The organism is Comamonas terrae (genome assembly GCF_001544075.1).
GTDB lineage: Bacteria > Pseudomonadota > Gammaproteobacteria > Burkholderiales > Burkholderiaceae_C > Comamonas > Comamonas terrae.
In genome coordinates this window covers 324,077-346,842 of the sequence record NZ_BCNT01000004.1, presented here as the reverse complement: position 1 = coordinate 346,842, position 22,766 = coordinate 324,077, and the positions used below count along the sequence as shown (strand labels likewise).

At 68.4% G+C, this 22,766-nt stretch carries 21 protein-coding genes; 11 read left to right on the top strand and 10 right to left on the bottom strand.

Features of this window, described 5'->3' with window-relative positions; genetic code table 11:
* The first annotated feature begins 68 nt into the window (after positions 1–68).
* Positions 69–1,271, top strand: coding sequence for a YbfB/YjiJ family MFS transporter (locus Cte04_RS07880; protein ID WP_174522901.1), 1,203 nt, complete (start codon positions 69–71; stop codon positions 1,269–1,271).
* A gap of 40 nt (positions 1,272–1,311) precedes the next feature.
* Entirely contained in the window at positions 1,312–2,358 is a 1,047-nt protein-coding gene (locus Cte04_RS07875) for an NAD(P)H-dependent flavin oxidoreductase (protein WP_066474998.1), read from the top strand.
* Here the strand turns inward: Cte04_RS07875 and Cte04_RS07870 are convergent.
* A complete protein-coding gene (locus Cte04_RS07870) occupies positions 2,355–3,281 on the bottom strand; it encodes a LysR family transcriptional regulator (protein ID WP_066474990.1) in 927 nt (308 codons plus the stop codon). The genes Cte04_RS07875 and Cte04_RS07870 overlap by 4 nt on opposite strands.
* Before the next feature lie 131 nt (positions 3,282–3,412).
* Here Cte04_RS07870 and Cte04_RS07865 point away from each other — a divergent pair, with 131 nt between their 5' ends.
* From Cte04_RS07865 to Cte04_RS07835, 7 genes are all read left to right on the top strand, one after another.
* Entirely contained in the window at positions 3,413–4,417 is a 1,005-nt protein-coding gene (locus Cte04_RS07865) for a Bug family tripartite tricarboxylate transporter substrate binding protein (protein WP_083526559.1), read from the top strand.
* 83 nt (positions 4,418–4,500) lie between these two features.
* Positions 4,501–5,376, top strand: coding sequence for an HTD2 family dehydratase (locus Cte04_RS07860; protein WP_066474985.1), 876 nt, complete (start codon positions 4,501–4,503; stop codon positions 5,374–5,376).
* A 65-nt stretch (positions 5,377–5,441) separates the two neighbouring features.
* Positions 5,442–6,608, top strand: coding sequence for an acyl-CoA dehydrogenase family protein (locus Cte04_RS07855; protein ID WP_066474981.1), 1,167 nt, complete (start codon positions 5,442–5,444; stop codon positions 6,606–6,608).
* A 17-nt stretch (positions 6,609–6,625) separates the two neighbouring features.
* Positions 6,626–7,807 (top strand): CaiB/BaiF CoA transferase family protein, encoded by a 1,182-nt coding sequence (locus Cte04_RS07850; RefSeq protein WP_066474979.1) that lies wholly within the window; start codon positions 6,626–6,628, stop codon positions 7,805–7,807.
* Between the two features lie 50 nt (positions 7,808–7,857).
* Complete coding sequence (locus Cte04_RS07845) at positions 7,858–9,222, top strand: MmgE/PrpD family protein (protein ID WP_066474977.1); 1,365 nt, start codon at positions 7,858–7,860, stop codon at positions 9,220–9,222.
* 108 nt (positions 9,223–9,330) lie between these two features.
* Positions 9,331–10,347, top strand: a complete 1,017-nt coding sequence (locus Cte04_RS07840) for a tripartite tricarboxylate transporter substrate binding protein BugD (RefSeq protein ID WP_066475402.1) — start codon at positions 9,331–9,333, stop codon at positions 10,345–10,347.
* Positions 10,348–10,354: 7 nt separating this feature from the next.
* Positions 10,355–11,227, top strand: a complete 873-nt coding sequence (locus Cte04_RS07835) for an HpcH/HpaI aldolase/citrate lyase family protein (protein WP_066474975.1) — start codon at positions 10,355–10,357, stop codon at positions 11,225–11,227.
* Positions 11,228–11,233: 6 nt separating this feature from the next.
* Here the strand turns inward: Cte04_RS07835 and metC are convergent, their stop codons facing one another.
* The 4 genes from metC to Cte04_RS07815 all read right to left on the bottom strand — a co-directional run bounded on the left by metC (position 11,234) and on the right by Cte04_RS07815 (position 15,851).
* Positions 11,234–12,436 carry a cystathionine beta-lyase gene (gene metC, locus Cte04_RS07830; protein WP_066474967.1) on the bottom strand — a complete coding sequence of 401 codons (1,203 nt, stop codon included), beginning with the start codon at positions 12,434–12,436 and terminating at the stop codon, positions 11,234–11,236.
* Between the two features lie 29 nt (positions 12,437–12,465).
* Complete coding sequence (locus Cte04_RS07825) at positions 12,466–13,464, bottom strand: Bug family tripartite tricarboxylate transporter substrate binding protein (RefSeq protein ID WP_066474963.1); 999 nt, start codon at positions 13,462–13,464, stop codon at positions 12,466–12,468.
* Positions 13,465–13,654: 190 nt separating this feature from the next.
* Positions 13,655–15,235, bottom strand: coding sequence for a rhodanese-like domain-containing protein (locus Cte04_RS07820; RefSeq protein WP_066474950.1), 1,581 nt, complete (start codon positions 15,233–15,235; stop codon positions 13,655–13,657).
* Between the two features lie 79 nt (positions 15,236–15,314).
* A complete protein-coding gene (locus Cte04_RS07815; protein WP_370671022.1) occupies positions 15,315–15,851 on the bottom strand; it encodes a cysteine dioxygenase family protein in 537 nt (178 codons plus the stop codon).
* Positions 15,852–16,000: 149 nt separating this feature from the next.
* On the opposite strand from Cte04_RS07815, the gene Cte04_RS07810 reads away from it, so the two are divergent.
* Complete coding sequence (locus Cte04_RS07810; RefSeq protein ID WP_066474939.1) at positions 16,001–16,861, top strand: LysR substrate-binding domain-containing protein; 861 nt, start codon at positions 16,001–16,003, stop codon at positions 16,859–16,861.
* A gap of 9 nt (positions 16,862–16,870) precedes the next feature.
* Here Cte04_RS07810 and Cte04_RS07805 read toward each other — a convergent pair whose 3' ends face one another.
* From Cte04_RS07805 to Cte04_RS07785, 5 genes are all read right to left on the bottom strand, one after another.
* Positions 16,871–17,608: an ABC transporter ATP-binding protein gene (locus Cte04_RS07805; RefSeq protein WP_066474933.1), complete on the bottom strand. Its 738-nt coding sequence runs from the start codon at positions 17,606–17,608 to the stop codon at positions 16,871–16,873.
* The gene (locus Cte04_RS07800) at positions 17,605–18,366 is read right to left on the bottom strand and encodes an ABC transporter ATP-binding protein (RefSeq protein WP_066474932.1); all 762 of its coding nucleotides are present in this window, start codon (positions 18,364–18,366) and stop codon (positions 17,605–17,607) included. The genes Cte04_RS07805 and Cte04_RS07800 overlap by 4 nt, the downstream gene beginning before the upstream one ends.
* The gene (locus Cte04_RS07795) at positions 18,363–20,273 is read right to left on the bottom strand and encodes an ABC transporter permease (RefSeq protein ID WP_066475401.1); all 1,911 of its coding nucleotides are present in this window, start codon (positions 20,271–20,273) and stop codon (positions 18,363–18,365) included. Before Cte04_RS07795 ends, Cte04_RS07800 begins: the two co-directional genes overlap by 4 nt.
* Before the next feature lie 112 nt (positions 20,274–20,385).
* A complete protein-coding gene (locus Cte04_RS07790; protein WP_066474931.1) occupies positions 20,386–21,588 on the bottom strand; it encodes an ABC transporter substrate-binding protein in 1,203 nt (400 codons plus the stop codon).
* A gap of 2 nt (positions 21,589–21,590) precedes the next feature.
* A complete protein-coding gene (locus Cte04_RS07785; protein ID WP_157081881.1) occupies positions 21,591–21,965 on the bottom strand; it encodes a hypothetical protein in 375 nt (124 codons plus the stop codon).
* On the opposite strand from Cte04_RS07785, the gene Cte04_RS07780 reads away from it, so the two are divergent.
* Positions 21,964–22,737, top strand: coding sequence for a ferredoxin--NADP reductase (locus tag Cte04_RS07780; protein WP_066474930.1), 774 nt, complete (start codon positions 21,964–21,966; stop codon positions 22,735–22,737). The genes Cte04_RS07785 and Cte04_RS07780 overlap by 2 nt on opposite strands.
* Positions 22,738–22,766 lie beyond the last annotated feature (29 nt).

The following is a 22,766-nucleotide window of genomic DNA, read 5'->3' as shown; positions in this document are numbered from 1 at the left end:
GGACATGATTTCCCCAAGCCACTAACCTGCCCTCCTGTCAGTGTCTCCAGCCCATCGGCCCGACCATCGTGATCCAACGCAACGAACTTCCCCTGCTGCTGACCGGCTTCATGGCCACGCTGGCCGGCGTGGGCCTGGCCCGCTTCGGCTATACGGCCCTGATGCCGCAAATGGTGCAGGCCGGCTGGTTCAGCGGCGAGCAGGTGGCCTATCTCGGGGCCGCCAACCTGCTGGGCTATCTGTTCGGTGCGCTGGCCGCGGCGCGGCTGGCGGAGCGCCTGGGCATGCTGCGCACGCTGGCCTGGAGCTGGGCCGCCACCGCGCTGAGCTTTGCGGCCTGCGCCCGGCCCGACTTGCCGGGCCTGGGCGCGGACCTGGGCATGGCCTGGTTCTTTGTGTGGCGCTGCATCTCGGGCGTGACCGGCGCCGTGCTGATGGTGCTGGGCCCGTCGATGGCCATGGCGGCCGCACCGCTGCCGCGCCGCTCCGTGCTCGGACCGCTGATGTTCTGCGGCATCGGCTTCGGCGCACTGCTCTCGGCCACGCTGGTTCCCGCCCTTGCACGGCTCAGCCTCACGGCCGTGTGGTGCGCCATGGCGCTGTGCAGCGCACTGGCCTGGTCGGTGGGCCTGACACAGGCCCGGCGCTTCGGCAGCCCTGCTGTGACAGCCGCCCGCGCCGCCAGCCCGGCGCCCGGCGCCGCCTGGAGCGCTGCCGTGGTCCTGGTCATGCTGGCCTATATGTGCGACGCCTTCGGCTTTGTGCCGCACACCGTGTTCTGGGTGGACTATCTGGCGCGCGAGCAACAGCTGGGCACGGCCTATGCGTCCACGCAATGGGCCTTCTTCGGCGTGGGCGCCATCATCGGGCCGCTGGCGGCGGCTTTCTGCGCCACGCGCTTTGGCTGGTGGGGCACGACCACGGGCGCCTATGCGATCAAGACCCTGGCCATCGCCATGCCGCTGTTCTGGGCCGGCTTTGCGGGCCACGCCACCTCTTCGTTCCTGGTCGGCGCGCTCTCGCCGGGCATGGCCGCCATCACCTCGGGCTATCTGATGCAGCTCATCGGCCCGCAGCAGCACAAGCGCATGTGGGGCTATGCCACGGCGGCCTTTGCCCTCATGCAGGCCACCTCGGGCTATTTCATGGCCTGGATGTATGCCGGCCTGGGCACCTACCGTCCGCTGTTCGCCATCGCCGGCTGCGCCCTGCTGCTAGGTACCATCATGATCGCCACCAGCCGCGCGCAGCCAAAGACTGCCGCCGCCTGAAAGGAAACCCGTGAACGCCAACACCGCCCCTACCCCATGGATGGCCCGCCTGGGCATGCAGCACCCCATCATCCAGGCCCCGATGGCCGGCACGTCCACGCCGCAGCTGGCGGCGGCCGTCAGCAATGCGGGAGGCCTGGGCTCGGTCGGCATCGGCGCCTATGGCGTGGAGCAGGCCGAGCAACATGTCGCGCAGACCCATGCGCTCACGGCACGCGCCTTCAACGTGAACCTGTTCTGCCACCGCAATGCCGCGGCCGATGTACAGCGCGAAGCCGCATGGCTGGAGTATCTGGCGCCGGAGTTCGAGCGCTTCGGCGCCGCGCCGCCAACGGCGCTGCGCTGCATCTACGCAAGCGCCGTCGGCAACCCGCCGCTGCAGGCCATGCTGCTGCGCCAGCGCCCGCAAGTGGTGAGCTTCCATTTCGGCCTGCCCGAAGCTTCATTCATCGAGGCCCTGCGCCAGGCCGGCACCACCACGATGGCTTGCGCCACCTCGCTCGATGAGGCCCTGCAGATCCAGCAGGCCGGCGTGGACGTGATCGTGGCCCAGGGCATGGAAGCCGGCGGCCACCGGGGCTGCTTCGATCCGGAACAGGACCGGCTGTTGAGCAGCCTGGCGCTGGTGCAGATCCTCGTGCGCCATACGCGCCTGCCCGTGGTGGCCGCGGGAGGCATCATGGACGGCGCCGGCATTGCGGCCGCGCTGCAGGTGGGCGCCTGCGCCGTGCAGATGGGCACGGCCTTCATCCTCTGCCCCGAATCCGCCGCCAGCCCGGCCTACCGGGCCGAACTGCAGAGCGACAGGGCCTACGACACCGGCATCACGGCCGCCATCTCGGGCCGCCCCGCGCGCGGCATGGTCAACCGCCTGCACCTGCTGGGCCGCGGCTACGGGCAGGCTCTGCCCGGCTACCCCATGGTGTACGACGCCGGCAAGGCCCTGCACCAGGCCGCGTCGGCACAGGGCAGCAGCGACTACGCAGCCCACTGGGCGGGCCAGGGCGCACCGCTGGCGCGGGCCATGCCGGCGGCCGATCTGGTGGCCACGCTGGCGCGTGAGCTGAACGCGCAAGCCCGGGCCTAACGGGCGCTAGCCCCGGGGAACTCCGGCGTCGGGCAATCGTGATAGTCCTCGATGGCGGCGATCAACTCCTGCAGGTGGGCCGACAACTGCTGCTCCTCGCGCACCAGCATGTAGCGCGGGCGCACAGCCCAGGCATCTGTCAGCGGCACGCGGCATACCTGCGGCGTGCCGCGAAAGCGCAGGGCTACCGTCTCGGGCACCACGGCAATGCCCACGCCGGCGGCAACCATGCGGCACATGGTGTCAAAGCTGGATAGCTGTATGCGCAGCTTCAGCGTGGCCCCCAGCTGCTGGCCCAAATGGTCGAGAAAGGTCTGCAGCGTGCTGCCGCGGTGCATGCCCACGAAGCGCTCGTGCAGCACATCGGCGAACGCCACGCAATCCAGCTTTGCCCAGCGCTCGGTATCGGGCGCCACCAGCACCAGCCGATCGGTGCTGAAATGCATCACGCGCAGCCCATGGGTATCCACGGCTCCGGCAACAATTCCCAGGTCGGCGCGCCCGTCGCGGATGTCGGCCGCGATGCCAGCATTCGGGCGCTCCTGCAGGTCCACGCTGATATGGGGATGCTCGGTGAGATAGGCCGCCAGGATGTCGGGCATGAAGTCCGCCACCGCCGTCGTGTTGGCAAACACGCGCACATGGCCGCGCAGTCCCGCGCCGTACTCCTGCAGGTCGGCCTGAAGCTGGCGCGACTGCTGCAGCATGGCCCGCGCATGGTGCAAAAAGGCCTCGCCGGGCGCCGAAAGCCTTACACCCCTAGCCTCTCGGATCAGCAAAGGCATGCCGGCCTGTTCCTCCAGCGCGCGGATGCGTGCACTGGTGGCAGCCAGCGACAGATGGGATTGCTCTGAAGCCCTTGTCAGGCTTCCAGTTTGAGCTATCAAAACAAAGAGTCGAAGATCCTTGAGGTCAAACTGCATGGTGCTTGAGGGTATGTACCAGGCCCGGCAAGGCTTCGAAAAAACAAAAGCCTCGCTTCCAATATGACAGATTGTGCCGTGCGGCAGGCGCGGCGAGCATAGCGGCAAATTCCAACGAGGAGACACCCGCCGTGCATGCCTGCTCCGCATCCCGCCGTACCGCCTGCGCCAGCATTCTGCTGGGCCTGGGGCTGCCTGCTGCATTCCCGGCCGTGGCGCAAGGCAGCTATCCCAGCCGCCCCATTGTGCTGGTGGTGCCCCAGGCCGCAGGCGGCACGAATGACATCGTCGGCCGCATCGTGGCCCAGAAGCTGGGCGAGAAGCTGGCGGCGGCCACGGTGGTGGAGAACCGCCCCGGCGCTGGCGGCAATATCGGCACGCAGGCCGTGGCCAAGGTCTCCAGGGACGGCTATACGCTGCTCATGACCATCAGCAGCAGCCAGGCCATCAATCCCGCACTCTACAAGGCTCCGGGCTTCGATCCCGTGGCGGACTTCACGCCAGTCAGCATGATCGGCGCCGTGCCGAACGTGCTGCTGGCCCATCCCTCGTTTCCGGCCAAGACGGTTCCCGAGCTGCTGGCGCTGGCCAAGTCCCGGGCCGGCGCGCTGCAATACGCCTCCGCGGGCAACGGCACGCTCAACCACCTGCTGGGCGAGATGCTCAACCAGATGGCCGGCATCGAGCTGCAGCATGTGCCCTACAAGGGTGTGGCGCCGGCGCTCAACGACGTACTGGGGGGACAGCTGCCGCTGCTGTTCGGCAGCCTGCCGTCCACGCTGCAGTACATCAAGGCGGGCAAGCTCAGGGCGCTGGCGGTCAGCAGCGCGCAACGCTCGCCCGTGTTGCCCGACGTTCCGGCCCTGGGCGAATTCGTGCCTGGCTACAACGGCACGCTGTGGATTGCGCTGTTCGCGCCCGCGGGCGTGCCCCAGGAGGTGCTGGCCAGGCTGCGCGACGGCATGCACCAGGCCATGGCAGACAAGGACATGCGCGCCCAGCTGCAGGCCCAGGGCGTTGAACTCGCCGGCACGCCGGCACGCCAGGCCACGCCCGAAGAAATAACCGCCACCTTGAAGCAGGACATCGCCAAATGGGCCCGCATCGTGAAGACCTCGGGCGCGACGATCAATTGAACGCCCGCCGTGTCGCTGCGCGCCCCTCACCACGCCTGGGTGGGGCGCGCCAGCTTCCCGGGACCTTGCACTGAGCCATCGCCATGACCATCTCCATCGACCCCGCCTCCCTGGCCCATCTGCAATCCTGGCAGGGCAGGAGCGAGACCACGCTCGACACCATGACCGCCGCTCCCGTGCGCGCGCTGTCGGCCACGCTGGACCGCGAGGATGCCGCACCCGTGCCGGGCACCGAGATTCCACCTCTGTGGCACTGGCTGTACTTTCTGCCGCATGCGCGCCAGAGCGAGATCGGCCCCGACGGCCACCCCCGGCGCGGCGGTTTTCTGCCGCCGGTGCCGCTGCCGCGCCGCATGTGGGCCGGCGGACGGCTGCGCTGGGAAGCCCGCAACCCGCTGCAGGTCGGGCAGGAGGTGCAGCGCACTTCCACCATCCAGAGCGTCAGGCACAAGGCGGGACGTTCGGGCGAGCTGCTGTTCGTGCAGGTGGAGCACCGTTTCTCGAACGAGAACGGCCTGGCGCTGACCGAGGAACACGACATCGTCTATAGACCCCTGGCCCGGCCCGGCGATCCGGTGCCGCAGCCGCAACAGCCTCCCGCGCAGGCCATGTGGTCGCGCACCATCGTCCCCGACGATGTGCTGCTGTTCCGCTACTCGGCCCTCACCTTCAACGGCCACCGCATCCATTACGACCGCCGGTACGTGACCCAGGTCGAAGGCTACCCGGGCCTGATCGTGCACGGCCCGCTGATCGCCACGCTGCTGGTCGACCTGCTGCGCCGCAGCCTGCCCGGCACGCGGCTGGCCGAGTTCGATTTCAAGGCCGTGCGGCCCACCTTCGATCTGCACCCGTTCAGCGTGCACGGCAAGCCGTCCGCGGACGGCCGGGCCGTGGAGCTGTGGGCCCAGGACCACGAAGGCTTCCTCACCATGCAGGCTATGGCCACGCTGGCTTGAAAACTATCGAAACCATGGCTGCCTGTGCTTGATGCAAGAGCGCTGGCAGCTCAAGAAGGCTTGAAATGATCGAACACACCAGTTCCAACAACCACCACGAGATCCGCGACGCCATCCGCGCGCTGTGCGCGGAATTCCCGGATGAATACTTCCGCAAGATCGACGAGCAGCGCGCCTACCCCGAGGCCTTCGTCAACGCGCTCACGCAGGCCGGCTGGCTGGCTGCGCTGATCCCGCAGGAATACGGCGGCTCCGGCCTGGGTCTGACCGAGGCCAGCGTCATCATGGAGGAGATCAACCGCTGCGGCGGCAACTCCGGCGCCTGCCACGGCCAGATGTACAACATGGGCACGCTGCTGCGCCACGGCTCCAAGGCGCAGAAGGAAAAGTACCTTCCCAAGATCGCCAGCGGAGAATGGCGCCTGCAGTCCATGGGCGTGACCGAGCCCACCACGGGAACCGACACCACCAAGATCAAGACCAGTGCCGTCAAGAAGGACGGCCGCTACGTGGTCAACGGCCAGAAGGTCTGGATCAGCCGCGTGCAACACAGCGACTGGATGATCCTGCTGGCGCGCACCACGCCGCTGGCCGACGTGAAGAAGAAGAGCGAGGGCATGTCCATCTTCATGGTGGACCTGGCCGAGGCGCAGAAGAAGGGCCTCACCGTGCGCCCCATCCCCAACATGGTCAACCACGAGACCAACGAGCTGTTCTTCGAGGACCTGGAGCTCCCCGAGGAGAACCTGATCGGCGAGGAGGGCAAGGGCTTCAAGTACATCCTCGATGGCCTGAACGCCGAGCGCACGCTGATCGCTGCCGAGTGCATTGGCGACGGCTACTGGTTTCTCGACCGCGTGACCAGCTATGTCAAGGACCGCCAGGTCTTCGGCCGCCCCATCGGCCAGAACCAGGGCGTGCAGTTTCCCATCGCCGATGCCTTCATCGAAGTCGAGGCCGCCAACCTCATGCGCTGGAAGGCCTGCGAGCTGTTCGACAAGCATGAACCCATGGGCGCCCAGGCCAACATGGCCAAGTACCTGGCGGCCAAGGCCAGCTGGGAGGCGGCCAACGCCTGCATCCAGTTCCACGGCGGCTTCGGCTTCGCCTGCGAATACGACGTGGAGCGCAAGTTCCGCGAAACGCGGCTCTACCAGGTTGCACCCATCTCCACCAACCTCATTTACTCCTACGTGGCCGAGCACATCCTCGGTCTGCCCCGTTCCTTTTAACTTTTAAGAGAGAAGACATGACCCGACCTCTGGACGGCATCACCGTCGTCTCGCTCGAACACGCGGTGGCTGCCCCGTTCTGCACACGCCAGCTCGCCGACCTGGGCGCGCGCGTCATCAAGGTGGAGCGTCCCGGCAGCGGCGACTTCGCGCGCGGCTACGACCAGCGCGTCAAGGGCCAGTCCTCGCACTTCACCTGGATCAACCGCAGCAAGGAGAGCCTGGCGCTCGACGTGAAACAGCCACAGGCCAAGGCCGCGCTGCTGCAGCTGCTGGCGACGGCCGACGTGCTGGTGCAGAATCTCGCGCCCGGTGCGGCGGCGCGCATGGGCCTTTCCTACGAGACGCTGAAAAGCCACAACCCCAGGCTCATCGTCTGCGACATCAGCGGCTACGGCAGCGACGGGCCCTACCGCGACAAGAAGGCCTACGACCTGCTGATCCAGAGCGAGGCCGGCTTTCTCTCCATCACCGGCACGCCCGATGCACCGTCCAAGGCCGGCATCTCCGTGGCCGATATCGCGGCCGGCATGTACGCCTATACCAACATCCTCTCGGCCCTGTTGCTGCGCGGCAGGACGGGCGAGGGCAGCCACATCGACGTCTCCATGCTCGAAGCCATGGGCGAGTGGATGGGCTACCCGATGTACTACGCGTTCGACGGCGCCCCCCCGCCCCCGCGCACGGGTGCCAGCCACGCCAGCATCTACCCCTACGGGCCGTTTGTGGCAGGCGACGGCGGCACCGTGATGCTGGGCCTGCAGAACGAGCGCGAGTGGAAAGTGTTCTGCGACGAAGTGCTGCAGCGCCCCGAAGTCGCCACCGACGCGCGCTTCGACAGCAACGCCCGACGCAACCGGCACCGCACCGAACTGCAGGCGCTGATCCTCGACATCTTTGCCGGCCTCACGGCCACGCAGGTGGTGGAGCGGCTGGACGCGGCGGCAATAGCCAACGCGCGCGTCAACGACATGGCCGGCCTGTGGGCCCACCCTCAGCTGCAGGCCCGCAACCGCTGGCGCCAGGTGCCCACGCCCGCGGGCGAAGTGCCCGCGCTGCTGCCGCCCGGCGTGAACAGCGCCTTCGATTACCGCATGGACGCCGTGCCCGCCGTGGGCCAGCACAACGCGGCCATCCTGGCCGAACTCGGCTGGTCTGCCGAGCAGATCGACGCACTGCAGATGCCCCAGGCCATCTGATTCAAAAACCATAGCTGCCAGCGTTTTCTCCGAAAGCCACAGAGCCCGAAATGAAGCAAGAAACCCAAGCAAGCACCCATCCTCTGGCCCGGTTTGCCGCCCGGCTCCAGTGGAGCGACATGCCCGATGCCGTGCAGCGCCGCGCCGAAGACCTGTGGGTGGACTGGTTCGGCTCCGTGCTGGCAGGCTGCCAGGCGCGGCCCGTGGCCAGCATCACGCGCTTCGCGCTGGCGCAAGGGCCTGGCCAGGGACCCAGCGAGGTGATAGGCCACGGCGCCAGCACCTCGCCCATGATGGCGGCACTGGCCAATGCCGCGGCCTCGCATGTGGCCGAGCAGGACGACGTGCACAACGGCTCCGTGTTCCACCCTGCGGCCGTTGTCTTCCCGCCCGCGCTGGCCGTGGCGCAGAGCATCGGAGCCAGCGGCGCCGAGCTCATGGCGGCCTGCGTGGCGGGCTACGAGGTCGGCATCCGTGTGGGCGAATTCCTGGGCCGCAGCCACTACAAGGTCTTCCACACCACGGCCACGGCGGGCACGCTGGCCGCCGCCGCCGCCGTCGGGCGGCTGCTGAAGCTGACGCCCGCGCAGATGCAGCACGCCTTCGGCTCGGCCGGCACGCAATCGGCGGGGTTGTGGGAATTCCTGCGCACCGCCGCCGACAGCAAACAGCTGCACACGGCCCACGCGGCCGCTGCGGGACTGATGGCGGCCTACCTGGCACAGGACGGATTCACGGGCGCGCAGCACATCTTCACCGGGCCGCAGGGCATGGCCGCGGGCATGTCCAGCGACGCCGATCCCGCCCGTCTCACCGACGGCCTTGGCACACGCTGGGCCACGGCCGAGACTTCGTTCAAGTGGCATGCGTCATGCCGCCACACGCACCCTGCGGCCGATGCGCTCTTGCAGGTCATGCGCACGCATGGCGTGGGCACCGGCGACATCGCGCAGGTCACCTGCCATGTGCACCAGGGCGCCCTCGACGTGCTAGGCCCCGTGGTCAGCCCCAGCACCGTGCACCAGAGCAAGTTTTCCATGGGCACCGTGCTGGCCCTGGCCGCGCGCCACGGCCATGCGGGCCTGGGCGAATTCGACCGCGACTACCTGGCGCCCGAGACCGTGGAGCTGCGCGAAAAAGTGCGCATGGAACTCGATGCCGAGGTGGACACGGCCTACCCGCGGCGCTGGATCGGCAAGGTCACCGTGCAGACCACGGACGGCCGCCAGCTCCAGGGCCGCATCGACGAGCCCAAGGGCGACCCGGGCAACACGCTGTCGCGCGAGGAGATCACGGCCAAGGCGCTGCGCCTGGCCGCCTATGGCGGCGCCGTGCCCGCAGCGCGGGCCGAGGCCGCCGTGCAGCAGCTGTGGCAGGTGGCGCAGTGGAGCCGCACGGCCGCGCTGCTGGCGTGAGCCTGGCATCGCCTTTTCCCCTCTCCCGGCCGGCCCGGCCGGGAACCTTCGAACAACCGGCGCAAGACCGGAAGTAAGCCCGCCAGAACCCAGATGAAGGAGACATTCATGACCACATCGCCACACCTCAACCATCGCCGCGGTACCGACCGCCGCCGCATCACGGCCGCCTGCGCCCTGCTGGCCCTGGGCCTGGCTGGAAGCGCCATGGCCAATACCTGGCCCGAAAAGCCCGTGACCCTGGTCGTGCCCTACAGCGCCGGCGGCCCGACCGACGTGGTGGCGCGCCTGCTCGCCGTGCCCATGGGGCAGTACCTCGGGCAGACGGTGCTCGTCGAGAACACCGTGGGCGCGGGCGGCACGCTGGCGCCGGCGCGCATCGTGCGCTCCCGGCCCGACGGCTACACCATCCTGATCCACCACATGGGCATGGCCACGGCCCCCTCGCTGTACAAGAAGCTGCCCTACGACCCGCTCAAGGACTTCGAGTACATCGGCCAGGTGCTGGACGTGCCCATGACCCTGCTGTCGCGCAAGGACTTCCCGGCCAACACCTTCCCCGAGCTGCTGGACTACGTGAAGAAGCACCAGGACACGGTGTCGCTGGCCAATGCCGGCGTGGGCGCGGTATCGCAGCTGTGCGGCATGCTGTTCATGCACCAGGCGGGCGTGAAGCTGACCGTCGTGCCCTACAAGGGCGCCGGCCCCGCCATGAACGACCTGATGGGCGGCCAGGTGGACCTGCTGTGCGACCAGACCACCCAGACCGTGCCCGTGATCCAGGACGGCAAGCGCGCCAAGGTCTTCGGCGTGACCACGCCCCAGCGCCTGTCGTCCCTGCCCAATATCCCGACGCTGGACGAGCAGGGCCTCAAGGGCTTCGACGTCAAGGTCTGGCACGGCATGTATGCCCCCAAGGGCACGCCCGGGGAGGTGATAGACAGGCTGAACAAGGCGCTGAACGTGGCCATCAAGGACGAGAACGTCAAGAAACGCATCGCCGAGCTCAGCTCGGACCTCGTCACGCCCGACAAGGCCACGCCCGAAGGCCTGCGCAAGCACCTGGAAGCCGAGGTCGCCCGCTGGCGCACCGTCATCAAGGCGGCCGGCGTATCGGCCGAATGAGGCAGCCATGAGCGCCTTGCTGCACAACGCCTGCACCTTTCTGTTCGTTCCCGCCAACCGGCCCGAGCGGCTGGCCAAGGCCCTGGCCAGCGGCGCCGACATGGTGATCGCCGACTGGGAGGATGCCGTGGCGCCGGACGACAAGCCGGCCGCCCGCCTCGCCCTGGAACAGACGCTGCAGCTGCTTTCCACGGCCGAACGCGCACGGTTGCTGGTGCGCATCAACGCCTCGGGCACGCCCTGGTTCGACGACGACGTGCAGGCCCTGGCGCGGCTGGTGGCCGTCGGCGCGGCCGGGACCATGGTGCCCAAGGCCGAAAGCGCCGCTGCACTGCAGCAGATTGCCGCAGCCGCCGGCCCGCGCTGCGCGCTGGTGCCTTTGGTGGAAAGCGTGGCGGGCCTGGATGCCGCCGATGCGCTGGCCCGTGTCCCGCAGGTGGCGCGGCTGGCCTTCGGGCATCTGGATTTCCAGGTCGACGCCGGCATGCAGTGCGCGCCGGACGAAGCCGAACTGCAGCCCGTGCGCCTGAGCCTGGTGCTGGCCTCGCGCCGCGCGGGCCTGGCCCGGCCCGTGGACGGCGTCACCACCGATACGCGGGACAGCGCCCGCATCGAAAGCGACACGCAGCGCGCGCTGCGCATGGGCTTTGGCGCCAAGCTGTGCATCCATCCGGCCCAGGTCGCCACGGTCAATCAGGTGTTTGCGCCTTCCGAGCAGGCCGTGGCCCATGCCGGCGCCGTGGTTCAGGCCATGCAGGCTGCCCACGGCGGTGTCTGCACGGTCAACGGCAAGATGGTCGATGCGCCCATACTCCACATGGCCCGGCAGACCCTGGCGCGCCACGCCTGGGCCGAGCAGCGCAGGATGCGTGCCGGCTGAGAAGCATCAGGCCAGGCCCGCCTGATCCATGGCCCGGGCCAGGTCGGCCACCAGGTCGGCAGGGTCTTCCAGCCCTATGTGCAGCCGCACCACCGGGCCGCGCCGGCTCCAGTCGGTCACGCTGCGGGCTTCGGCCATATGGGCCTGCGTCACCAGGCTTTCGTAGCCGCCCCAGGAGGCGCCGATGCCGAACAGCTGCAATCCGTCGATCAGGCGATCCACGGCCGCCTGCGGCGTGCCGGGCCGCAATTCCAGCGACAGCAGGCCGTTCGTGCCATGGCAGTCGCGCTGCCACAGCGCATGGCCGGGGTGCGAGGGCAATGCCGGGCAGAAGACCGTGGCCACGGCCGGATGGGCTTGCAGCCAGCGCGCCACTACCAGCGCGTGCTGCCCATGCATCTGCAGGCGCGCGCCCAGCGAACGCATGCCGCGCAGCACCAGCCAGGCATCGTCGGGGCTGACCGCCATGCCGAAGGCGTCGCAGCGCTCGGCCAGCGGCGCCCACGCTGCCTGCGTGGTGGCGACCGTGCCCATCATCACGTCCGAGTGGCCCGAGAGGTACTTGGTCGCGGCCATGATGGAAACATCGGCGCCCAAAGCCAGCGGCCGGTACTGCACGCCCGAGCCCCAGGTGTTGTCCACCACGACCAGGGCGCCGCGCGCATGGGCCATGGCCGCGAGCGCGGGCAGGTCGCACATCTCGTAGACCAGCGAGCCCGGGCATTCGGCATAGAGCATGCGCGTGTTGGGGCGCATGCCGGCTTCGGCATCGCTGCCGTCGGCCGCGAAGAAGCTGTATTCGATGCCGTAGGGCTGCAGGAACTGCCTCGCCATATGGCGCACGGGCTGGTAGGCGCTGTCGGTGAGCAGCACGTGGTCGCCGGGCCGCAGATAGCTCAGCAGCGTCATGCCTATGGCCGCCAGCCCCGTGGGCAGAAGCCGGGTGCGGTAGGCGCCTTCGAGTTCGCTGACCGCATCTTCGAGCGCAAAGCTCGTGGGCGTGCCGCGCGCGCCGTAGCTGAAGATGCGCTCGTCGCCGCGGCGCCCGCGCATTTCACGCTGCTGCGCCGTGCTGTCGAACAGCACCGTGCTCGCGCGCACGAGCGGTGGATTGACCGCCGTGCCGCCGGCGTAGGCCGGCGCCTTGCCGGCGCGCAGCAGCCGGGTTTGCGGGTTCCATTGCGGAGCCGGGGGAAATTCAGGATTCATGTTGCAGGCCGTGTGACAAGGGATACAGCCTATTCCACCTTGGCGCCGGACAGCTTGACCACACGCGACCAGCGGTCGATGTCCTGGCGCAGCTGGGCCGCAAAGGCTTCGGGCGTGCTGGCCACGACCTCGCTGCCGCCCTCGACGATCAGGCGCGTCACCTCGGGCATGCGCAGCGTGCGCACAATGGCTTCGTGCAGATAGGCGACGCGCTCGGGCGATGTGCCCGCCGGGGCGAAGAAGCCATACCAGTCCTCGAAGCGGGCGTTGCGGTAGCCCAGTTCCTCCAGCGTCGGCACCTTGCCGAACACGCCGATGCGGCGCGGGCTGGTCACGGCCAGCGCGCGGATCTGGCCGGACTGGATCATGCCCGCCACCGAGGAGGTGGACGTGATCAGCACATCCACCTGCTGGCCCAGCAGGTCGTTGATGGCCGGACCGGCTCCCTTGTAGGGCACATGGGTCATGGGCACGCCGTTTTCCTTGGACAGCACCACGCCCACCAGGTGCGACAGCGTGCCGTTGCCGGGCGTGGCGTAGGTGACGCGGCCCGGCGCGCTCTTGCTGCGCTCCGCCAGGTCCGCAAAGCTCTTGAGCGGCGATGCCGCCGGCACCACGATGGCCAGGGGCGCGGCATTGATCTGCGTGATGGGCACGAAGTTCTTGAGCGGATCGAAGCCCGGCGCGCCATACAGCGTGGGGTTGACAGCCATCAGCGACACCTGGCCCGTGAGCAGCGTGTAGCCGTCGGGCTTGGCCTCGGCCACGGCCTTGGCGCCGATGTTGCCGCCGGCACCGCCGCGGTTTTCCACCACGGCCGGCTGGCCCGTGACTTCCGGCAGGCGCGTGGTCACCCAGCGCGTGCTGGCATCGTTGCCGCCGCCGGGCGGGAACGGCGAGACAAAGCGTATGGGCTGGGCCGGAAAGCCGTTGCGCGCAGCCAGCGGCTCGGCAGTTGCCTGCGAGAGCAGGGCCAGGGCCGCGAGGCTGACGGCCAACATCCTAGCCAGAGTGGGGATTGCGAACATGTCTTGTCTCCTGTCGTTATGTGATCTGATTGATGGCGCTTTACAGCAGGTCAGCGATGCATGGCGCAGCCTTTGCAACTGGCGTAACTCAGGCCAGGGGCACCAAGCAAGGGCCGCCCCGCAGCGAGGGTGCCGTCCCCCTCCCGCGCAGCGAGAGAGGGGGAAGCAGCGCAGCCGCTCAGGGGGAGCTTCATGCCGCCCCTGGCAGGCGGAAAGCCGCCAGCTCCTGGGCATCGAGCTGCGCCACAAGTCCGGTTTCCCAGGCCAGGTATTGGCGCGCCGCCTCCTTGTTGCCATCGTGCCGGTCGTGCACGAAGAACAGGTAGTCGATGCATTCGGCATCACCCGGGCTGTCGGGCGTGGATTCGACCGGCAGCCCGGCCTGCCGCCAGGCGGCCATGCCGCCGGCCAGCAGCAATGGCGGCTGCGGCAGCTCCAGCGCGGCCCATTGCGCCAGCGCAGGCTCATCGGCAATCAGCACCACCTGGCGCGGTTCGCCCGCCAGGTCCTGTGCCAGGCGCGGGCGTATGGACCAGCGCGCACCGGTGGCGTGGCCGGCCCGGTACTGCATGCCCGGCCGCAGGTCCACCACGGCCACCTCGCCCTGCCGCATGCGGCGGTCCAGCTCCTGGGCCGTGATCGTGGCCAGCGCGGGCGCCTGCGCCGGCACAGGCTCCTCCAGCGCCAGCCCGCTTTGCAGGCCACCGCGCAGCGCGCAGGCGTCATGTCCCATCTGGCGCAGCCAGCTCGCCACCACGGGCGCGCGAAGGCCGAAGTCGCCGCCGTCGCTGTCGAACAGCACCAGGCGCGCGCCACGCACGCCCACGTACTGGTCGCCGGCCTGCATCAGCTGGCCGCCCGGCGTGTGCTGCGCGCCGGGCAGCGTGCCGGCCCTGAATTCCTCGGGCGTGCGCACATCGCAGAGGAAAAGCGTGCGGTCCGCATCGCTGCTCCACTGCCGCACGGTTGCGGCGTCCACGCAGGGCACCTCGAAGCGCCGCGCCAGCTGCTCGGCCTGAGCGCGCAGCGCCGTGCTGCCGGAATCGTCGCCATATCGGCGCGTGCCGCCATGCTCCAGCGGCAGATCGGCCAGATACCAGCCCTGGGTGCCGTTCTCCAGCGCGTAGACCGGATTGGGAATGCCGAGGTTGATCAGCGTCTGCGCACCGATGATGGAGCGCGTGCGGCCCGCGCAGTTGATGACGATGGGGGTGTGCTCATCGGGCACCAGGCTGCGCACACGCAAGGCCAGCTCGCCGTTGGGGCAGCAGACGGCTTGCGGAATGTTCATCTTGTGGAATTCCGGGACCGGCCGGCCGTCGAGCACCACCAGCGGCTCGCCTGCCGCCTGCCGCGCCGCCAGCTGCTGCGCCGTGATGCGCGGCGTGCCATAGGCATGCTCGGCCAGCTCGCCGAAGGTCTTGGACGGCAGGTTCACGCCGGCGAACAGCGCATGGCCCGCCGCGCTCCAGGCCCGCGTTCCGCCTTCAAGCACGGCAACCCGGGAATAACCCAGGGCCTGCAGCCGCTGCGCGGCGCGCTCGGCCACGCCGGCGCCGGCAGCGTCGCCGCCGTCATAGACGACGACACGCACCTGGCGGCGCGGCACGAGGCGCTCTATTTCCAGCTCCAGCCGGCTGTAGGGCAGCGGCGTCGCATAGAACAGGTGCGACTCGCCGTACTGGCCGTGCTCGCGCACGTCGAGCAGGGCGATCTCCCGGCCGTCGTGAAGCCAGGATTTGAGGGTGGTAGCGTTGACGAAGGTGGTCATTGCGAAATTTCGGGCAAAGCTGCGCCCACGCGCCGGGGCGGCACGCTGCGGCAGCAGGAGGAAATGGAAAAGAAGCGGGCTAGCGGCGTGTCTGCACGCCGATGGACATGGTCTGGCAGGTGCCGGCTTCCAGGTCGTAGCTGGTGCGCTCGTTCAGCGTCTCCAGCGCGCGGCCATACATGTGCAGGTGGCGTATGACCTGCTCGCCGCGGATCTCCACCGAGTGGATGTCCTCGGGCATGAGCGCGATGCCCGTGCCGGGCGCAACCACCACCATGCCGGTCTCGCGCAGCGTGCCCTTGCCGGGAACGGAGCCGTCGTCGGTGCGCTCGTAGACACGGTTGTGCTCCGTGCCCTCGACGGCGGCGATGCAGGCCCAGGTCGTATGGTTGTGCGGCACGATCTTCTTGCCGGGGCGCATCACGTTCAGGTACAGCGCATAGCTCTGGTCCGGGTCCTCGGCGATCAGGTAGCGCGCCTGGTGCTCGCCGGCTTCGGGGGCCGGATAGTCCGCCTGCTGCCACAGCTCGCGCCGCGCGGCCAGGCCCAGCAGCTGCTGCAGCACGGCGTCGAGGCTGGCGCGCGTGGCCGGCCCTGCGCCGATGGCGCTCTTCATGGACGAAATGGCCGTATCCACGGCCTGCTGGCGTTGTTCGGTGATCGGGTTCAAGCGGGGCTCCTTCAAGTCGTTGCGTCCACTTTAGCCATGCGGCCCAGGGCCAACAATCCAGGCGGCTCCAATAAATACTTCAATAAAATTGAAGTATGGACACGCTCGACCTGGACCTGCTGCGCACGCTCGCCACCATAGGCGCCAAGGGCAGCTTTGCCGCCGCGGCCGTGCAGCTGGGCCGCACGCAATCCGCGATCACCCAGCAGATGCAGCGGCTGGAGGAAAGGATAGGCCATGCGCTGTTCGAGAAGCAGGGGCGGCAAAAGCGCCTGACCGACCATGGCGAGCGCCTGCTCGGCTATGCGCGTCACATGCTGGCCATCCACGACGAGGCGCTGCGCAATCTGCAGCAGCGCCAGGTGCAAGGCCTGGTGCGCATAGGCGCGCCGCACGACGCGGCCGACACCATGCTGCCGCCCGTGCTGCAGGAGATCGCGCTGAACTTTCCGGGCATGCAGATCGACATCCATGTGGACCGCAGTCCCTTTCTCATGGAAGCGCTGCGCCAGGGCGAGCTGGACATGGCCATTTCCAACCGCGAAGACCCGGGCTTCGAAGGCTTTGTGCTGCGCTCCAGTCCCACGGTCTGGCTCTGCGGCGCAGGCTATGCGCACGACCCGGCCCGGCCCGTGCCCCTGGTCATGGCCGACGGCCCGAGCATCTTCCGGCGCCTGGGCTGCGACGCGCTGGACGCGGCCGGCATCGCCTGGACACCGCGCCACACCTGCACCAGCCTGGTCGGCATCCGCGCGGCGCTGCGCGCGGGCCTGGGCGTCACGGCGCGCGGCGTGGAGCAGCTGGACCCCGGCCTGCGCGTGCTGGGCGCGGGCGACGGCATGCCCGCCCTGCCCGATCTGGTCTACCACCTCTACATCCGCAGCCATGTGGTCAATCCCGTGACCCGCCAGGTGTTCGAAAACCTCAGGGCGCGCGTGCGCCTTTCGGCCGGATAGCGGCGGCGCTCACACGCCCAGGTACTGCCTTCTCACCTGCGCATTGCCGGCCACTTCGGCCATGGGCCCCTCATGCACGATCTGGCCTTTTTCGAGCACATAGGCGCGGTCTGCCACGACCTGCGCAAACGGCAGGTTCTGCTCGCTCAGCAGAATGCCCATGCCCCGGGCCTTGAGCTCCAGGATGGTGCGCGCCATCTGCTCCACGATCAGCGGCGCCACGCCTTCCGAGGGCTCGTCGAGCAGCACCAGATACGGCTGGCCCATCAGCGTGCGCGCCACGGACAGCATCTGCTGCTCGCCGCCGCTCATGCGCCCGCCCGGGCGGTCGGGCATCTCGCCCAGGTTGGGGAACAGCGCGAAGAGCTTTTGCGGCGTCCAGTGCGGCACGGCCGTGCCGTCCGGCCACTGCCGGTGCGGCTGGCGGCCGACTTCGAGGTTCTCGAGCACCGTGAGCTCGGTGAAGATGCGCCGGTCCTCAGGCACATAGCCCAGGCCGCAGCGGGCAATCTGGTGCAGGGCTTTCTTCTCCAGCGCCCGGCCCATGAAGCGTATGCGCCCTTCGCGCCTTGGCACCAGTGCGGCGATGCTCTTGAGCGTGGTGGACTTGCCCGCGCCGTTGCGCCCCATCAGCGCCACCACCTCGCCACGCCCCACGGCCAGCGACACGCCATGCAGTATGTGGGCCGCGCCGTACCAGGCGTTGAGGTCCTCGACCTCCAGCAGCTTCGTGTCAGGGTCGATCATGCGGATTTTTCCAATACCAGGCCCGTGCCCAGATAGGCTTGCTGCACGCGCGCATCGTCCCGGATCTGCTGCGGCGTGCCTTCGGCCAGCAACTGGCCGCGCACCAGCACGGCCACGCGGTCGGCCTGGCCGAATACCACGTCCATGCTGTGCTCGGTGAACAGCACGCCCATCTGGCGCTCGCGCGCGATGCAGCGCGCCAGCTGCATCAGCGCCACGCGCTCGCCGGGCGCCATGCCGGCCGTGGGCTCGTCCATGAGCAGGAGCCGGGGGCCGTGGGCCAGCGCCATGGCCAGCTCCACGCGCTTGACGTCGCCATAGGCCAGCTCGCTGCAGGGGCGGTCGGCCTGGGCCCGCATGCCCACCTGCTCCAGCAGCGCCAGCGCATCGGCGCGGCGATGGGCAGCAGCACGGCTCCACCAGGCAAAGATGCGCCGGTCGGCCGACAGCAAGGCCATCTGCACGTTCTCGGCCACGGTGAGCGAGGCAAAGGTCTGGGCGATCTGGAAAGTGCGGCCCACGCCCAGGCGCCAGATGGCGCGCGGCGGCAGGCCCGTGATGTCGCGCCCGGCCAGCCGCACGCGCCCGCTGTCCGGAGCGAGCTGCCCGCCCACCATGTTGAAGGTGGTGCTCTTGCCCGCGCCGTTGGGGCCGATCAGCGCCAGCAGCTCGCCGGCCTGCAGGCCGAAGGAGACGTTCCGCACGGCCTGCACGCCGCCAAAGGACTTGCTGATGCCCTCGATCTGCAGCAGGCTCATGGCTGTGGCTCCTCTCTTTTTCCAGGAGCAAGCCGCGCCTGCAGTGCCTGGGCAAAACCGGAAATCCCCTGTGGAAACACCAGGACCAGCACCAGCATGACGGCGCCCATCAGCGCGCGCCAGTATTCGGTGTTGCGCGCCACGGTGTCGTGCAGCCAGGTGAACACCGCCGCGCCCGCCACGGGGCCGGCCAGGGTCTGCACGCCGCCCAGCAGCACCATGACCAGCGCATCGACGGACTTGGCGACCGACATGGCATCGGGCGCCACGCCGCCCTTGGAGAACGCGAACAGCGCGCCTGCCAGGCCGCCGAACAAGCCCGCGATCACGAAGGCCGTCCACTGCACGCGGCGCACGTCCACGCCGATGGCATCGGCGCGCAGCGCCGAGTCGCGCGTGGCGCGCAGGGCATAGCCCAGCGGCGAGAACAGCAGGCGGCGCAGCAGCCAGAGGCCCGCGGCGCATACGGCCAGCGCCACCCAGTAGAAAACCGCGCCGCTCGATGCCCACTCCGGCGGCCAGACGCCGGTCACGCCGTTGCTGCCGCCCGTGAAATCGTCCCACTGGAAGACGATGGCCCAGCTGATCTGGGCCAGGGCCAGGGTCAGCATGGTCAGGTACACGCCCGACAGGCGCACGCAGAACCAGCCGTAGAGCAGCGCGCCGGCCGCGGCCACCAGCGGGCCCAGCAGCAGCGCGGCCTCCATGGGCAGCGCCAGCAGGTGCACCAGCAGCGCCGCGCCATAGGCGCCCAGCCCGAAGTAGGCCGCATGGCCGAACGAGTGCATGCCGCCCGGCCCCAGGATGAAATGCAGGCTGGCCGCGAACAGCGCGGCGATGAAGATATCGGTCAGCAGCACGGCGGCATAGCTGCCGACGCCTGCGCCCGTCACCAGCGGCAGCAGCACCAGCGCGGCCAGCAAGGCGATCCAGGCCGCGCTGGCGCCCCGGCCCGCGGGACGCAGCGGCTGCTCGGGTTCGCCGCCGCTGCGCGCCAGCGCCTGGGGCTTGCCCAGCAGCCCCCAGGGCCGCCATACCAGCACCACGGCCATGACCAGGAATTCCACCACCAGCGTGAGCTTGGAAAACGAGATCTCCACGCCGGCGATCTGCTGCACGCCCAGCCAGATGCACACGGCCTTGAGTTCGGCCACCAGCAGCGCGGCGATGAAGGCGCCGGCAATGCTGCCCATGCCGCCGACCACCACCACCACGAAGGCCGCGCCTATGGTCAGCATGTCCATCTCCAGGCTGGCCGGCTCGCGCGGCAGCTGCAGCGCGCCGCCCAGGCCCGCCAGCAGCGTGCCCAGCGCGAACACGGCGGTGAACAGCCACGCCTGGTTCACGCCCAGGGCGCCGACCATTTCGCGGTCCTGCGTGGCCGCGCGCACCAGCGTGCCGAAGCGCGTCTTGGTCAGCAGCAGCGTCAGGCCCAGCAGCACGAGCGGGCCGATGGCCATCAAAAGAAGGTCGTAGGCAGGAAACCGGCGGTCCAGGATCTGCACCGAGCCCTCGAAACCCGCGGCGCGCGGGCCGAAGAGCTCCTCGGGGCCCCACAGCCACAGCGCCGCGTCCTTGATGACCAGCACCAGCGCGAAGGTGGCCAGCAGCTGGAACAGCTCGGGCGCCTGGTAGATGCGGCGCAGCAGCAGCATTTCCACGGCCGCTCCCAGCAGGCCGCAGGCCAGCGGCGCCAGCAGCAGCGCGGGCCAGAAGCCGATATGGGGCGACAGCGCTTCCACGCTGCTGTAGGCGATGAAGGCCCCCAGCATGTAGAACGAGCCGTGGGCGAAGTTGATGGTGCGCGTGACGCCGAAGATCAGCGACAGCCCCACGGACACCAGGAACAGCGACGATGCGCTGGCCAGGCCGTTGAGCAGCTGGGCCAGCAGCCCGGTCGCGCTCATGCAGAGCTCCTTGTCGGCATCCACCTCTCCCTTCAGAACGGGTTCACGATCTCGGACATGAAAAAACCACCTGCGGCAGTGCAGGTGGCCTGGCATTTTCGCCGATGCCCAGTCAGTTCGCGGCCGCAGGCCGCAGCTTCTTCACGTCCTCGTCCGAGGGCTGGTAGTCCTTGCCGTCGGCATAGCGGTAGTCGACCAGCACGCCATGGCCCAGCCTGGCATCGTAGGCCGTCTTGCCCACATAGGCGCCCATGGTGGACTGGTGGTCCTGCGCGCGGTAGGTGATGCGGCCGAAGGGCGTATCCACCTCCAGGCCCTTGAAGGCGGCGATGAGCTTTTCGGTATCGGCGCTGCCGCCGGTCTTGCGCAGGCCCGCGGCAATCGACTGGATGGCGTTGTAGCCCACGACGGTACCCAGGCGCGGGCTCTCCTTGAAGCGCTCCTGGTAGGCCTTGAGGAAGGCCGCATGCTCGGGCGTGGAAATCGAATACCAGGGATAGCCGGTCACGGTCCAGCCCACGGGCGCTTCTTTCTTCAGCGGATCCAGATACTCGGGCTCGGCCGTGAGCAGGCCGACGACTTCGCGGTCCTTGAACAGGCCGCGCGTATTGCCCTCGCGCACGAACTTGCCCAGGTCGGTGGCGAACAGCACGTTGAAGATGGCATCGGGCCTGGCATCCTGCAGCGCCTGCACCACCGAGCCCGCGTCGATCTTGCCCAAAGCCGGGGCCTGCTCGGCCACGAACTCGATGTCGGGCTGCCTTTCCTTCATGAGCTTCTTGAAGGTGGCCGCGGCCGACTGGCCGTACTCGTAGTTGGGATAGACGATGGCCCAGCGCTTCTTGTGCAGCTTGGCGGCCTGCTCGACCAGCATGGCGGTCTGCATGTAGGTGGAGCCGCGCAGGCGGAAGGTGTAGCGGTTGCCGTCGGCCCAGACGATCTTGTCGGTCAGCGGCTCGGAGGCGAGGAAAAAGCGCTTCTTCTGCCTGGCGTAGTCGGTCAGCGCCAGGCCCACGTGCGAGAGAAAGCTGCCCGTGAGCACATCGATCTTCTCGCGCGTGTACAGCTCCTCGGCCGCACGCACGGCATCGCCGGGGTTGGCGTTGTCGTCGCGCGTGACCAGCTGCAGCTTCCGGCCCGCAATGCCGCCGGCCGCATTGACTTGGCTTACGGCCAGCTCCATGCCCTTCTTGTAGGGTTCCAGGAAGGCAGGCTGGGCCTTGTAGCTGTTGATCTCGCCGATCTTGATCACGCCCTGCGCCCAGGCCGGCAGCGCGGCCAGGGTCAGCAGGGGCAGGGTCCAGCGCATCTGCATCGTCACGTTCCTCGTATTTTGTCTGTACTAATACTCAGTTTGAGTATTAATAGATGAAAAAGAAGTGCTGCCTTGCGGAGCACAGGCGGCCATGCTAGTTCAGCGCGCAAATGGCTGTCAAGCCAGGCCGAGCCAGGGCACATGGAGGCGGCGTCATTCTGCTTATCACTAATCAATCTCAAGACATTGGCATGCGATGCACCCATTTGCCGCCATTTCCCGGACAATATAGGTTGTCCCGCTTGGCAAACGGCAGCTATCGCATTAGGCAGTTCCTGCCCGCGTGTTTCGCCACCAACGCCTTCATGGCAATCCGCCGGGCTTTTGCTGCAACGGCAGCTCCGTCTGACCTGCATTGATTTTTTGTAGACGATCATGAGTGCTTTTCTTGAAGAACGCGTGCTGTCGGTCCACCACTGGACCGACCGTCTTTTCTCTTTCACCACCACCCGCGATACCTCGCTGCGCTTTTCCAACGGCCATTTCACGATGATCGGCCTGAAGGTGGACGGCAAGAACCTGCTGCGCGCCTATTCCATCGCCAGCCCCAACTACGAAGAGCACCTGGAGTTCCTGTCGATCAAGGTGCCCGATGGCCCGCTGACCTCCAAGCTGCAGAACATCCAGGTGGGCGACACCATCATCGTGGGCAAGAAGCCCACGGGCACGCTGCTCATCGACTACCTGCTGCCCGGCAAGAACCTGTACCTGATCGGTACCGGCACCGGCCTGGCGCCCTGGCTGGCCGTGGCCCGCGACCCCGAGACCTACGAGAAGTTCGAGAAGGTCGTGGTCGTGCACGGCGTGCGCCACATCAACGAGCTGGCCTACCAGGAACTGTTCGAGAAGGAACTGCCCGAGCACGAGTTCCTCGGCGAGATCGTCAAGGACAAGCTGGTCTACTACCCCACGGTGACGCGCGAGCCCTTCCGCAACCAGGGCCGCATCTCCAACCAGATTAATGCCGGCACCTTCCCGCAGAACATCGGCCTGCCCGAGCTCAACCCCGAGACCGACCGCGTGATGCTGTGCGGCAGCCCCGCCATGCTGGCCGAACTCAAGGAGCTGCTGGAAAGCCGCGGCTTCAAGGAAGGCAACACCACCACGCCCGGCGACTTCGTGGTCGAGCGCGCCTTCGTCGAGAAATAAGCCGGCGTCACGCCCCCGGATGGCAGCCC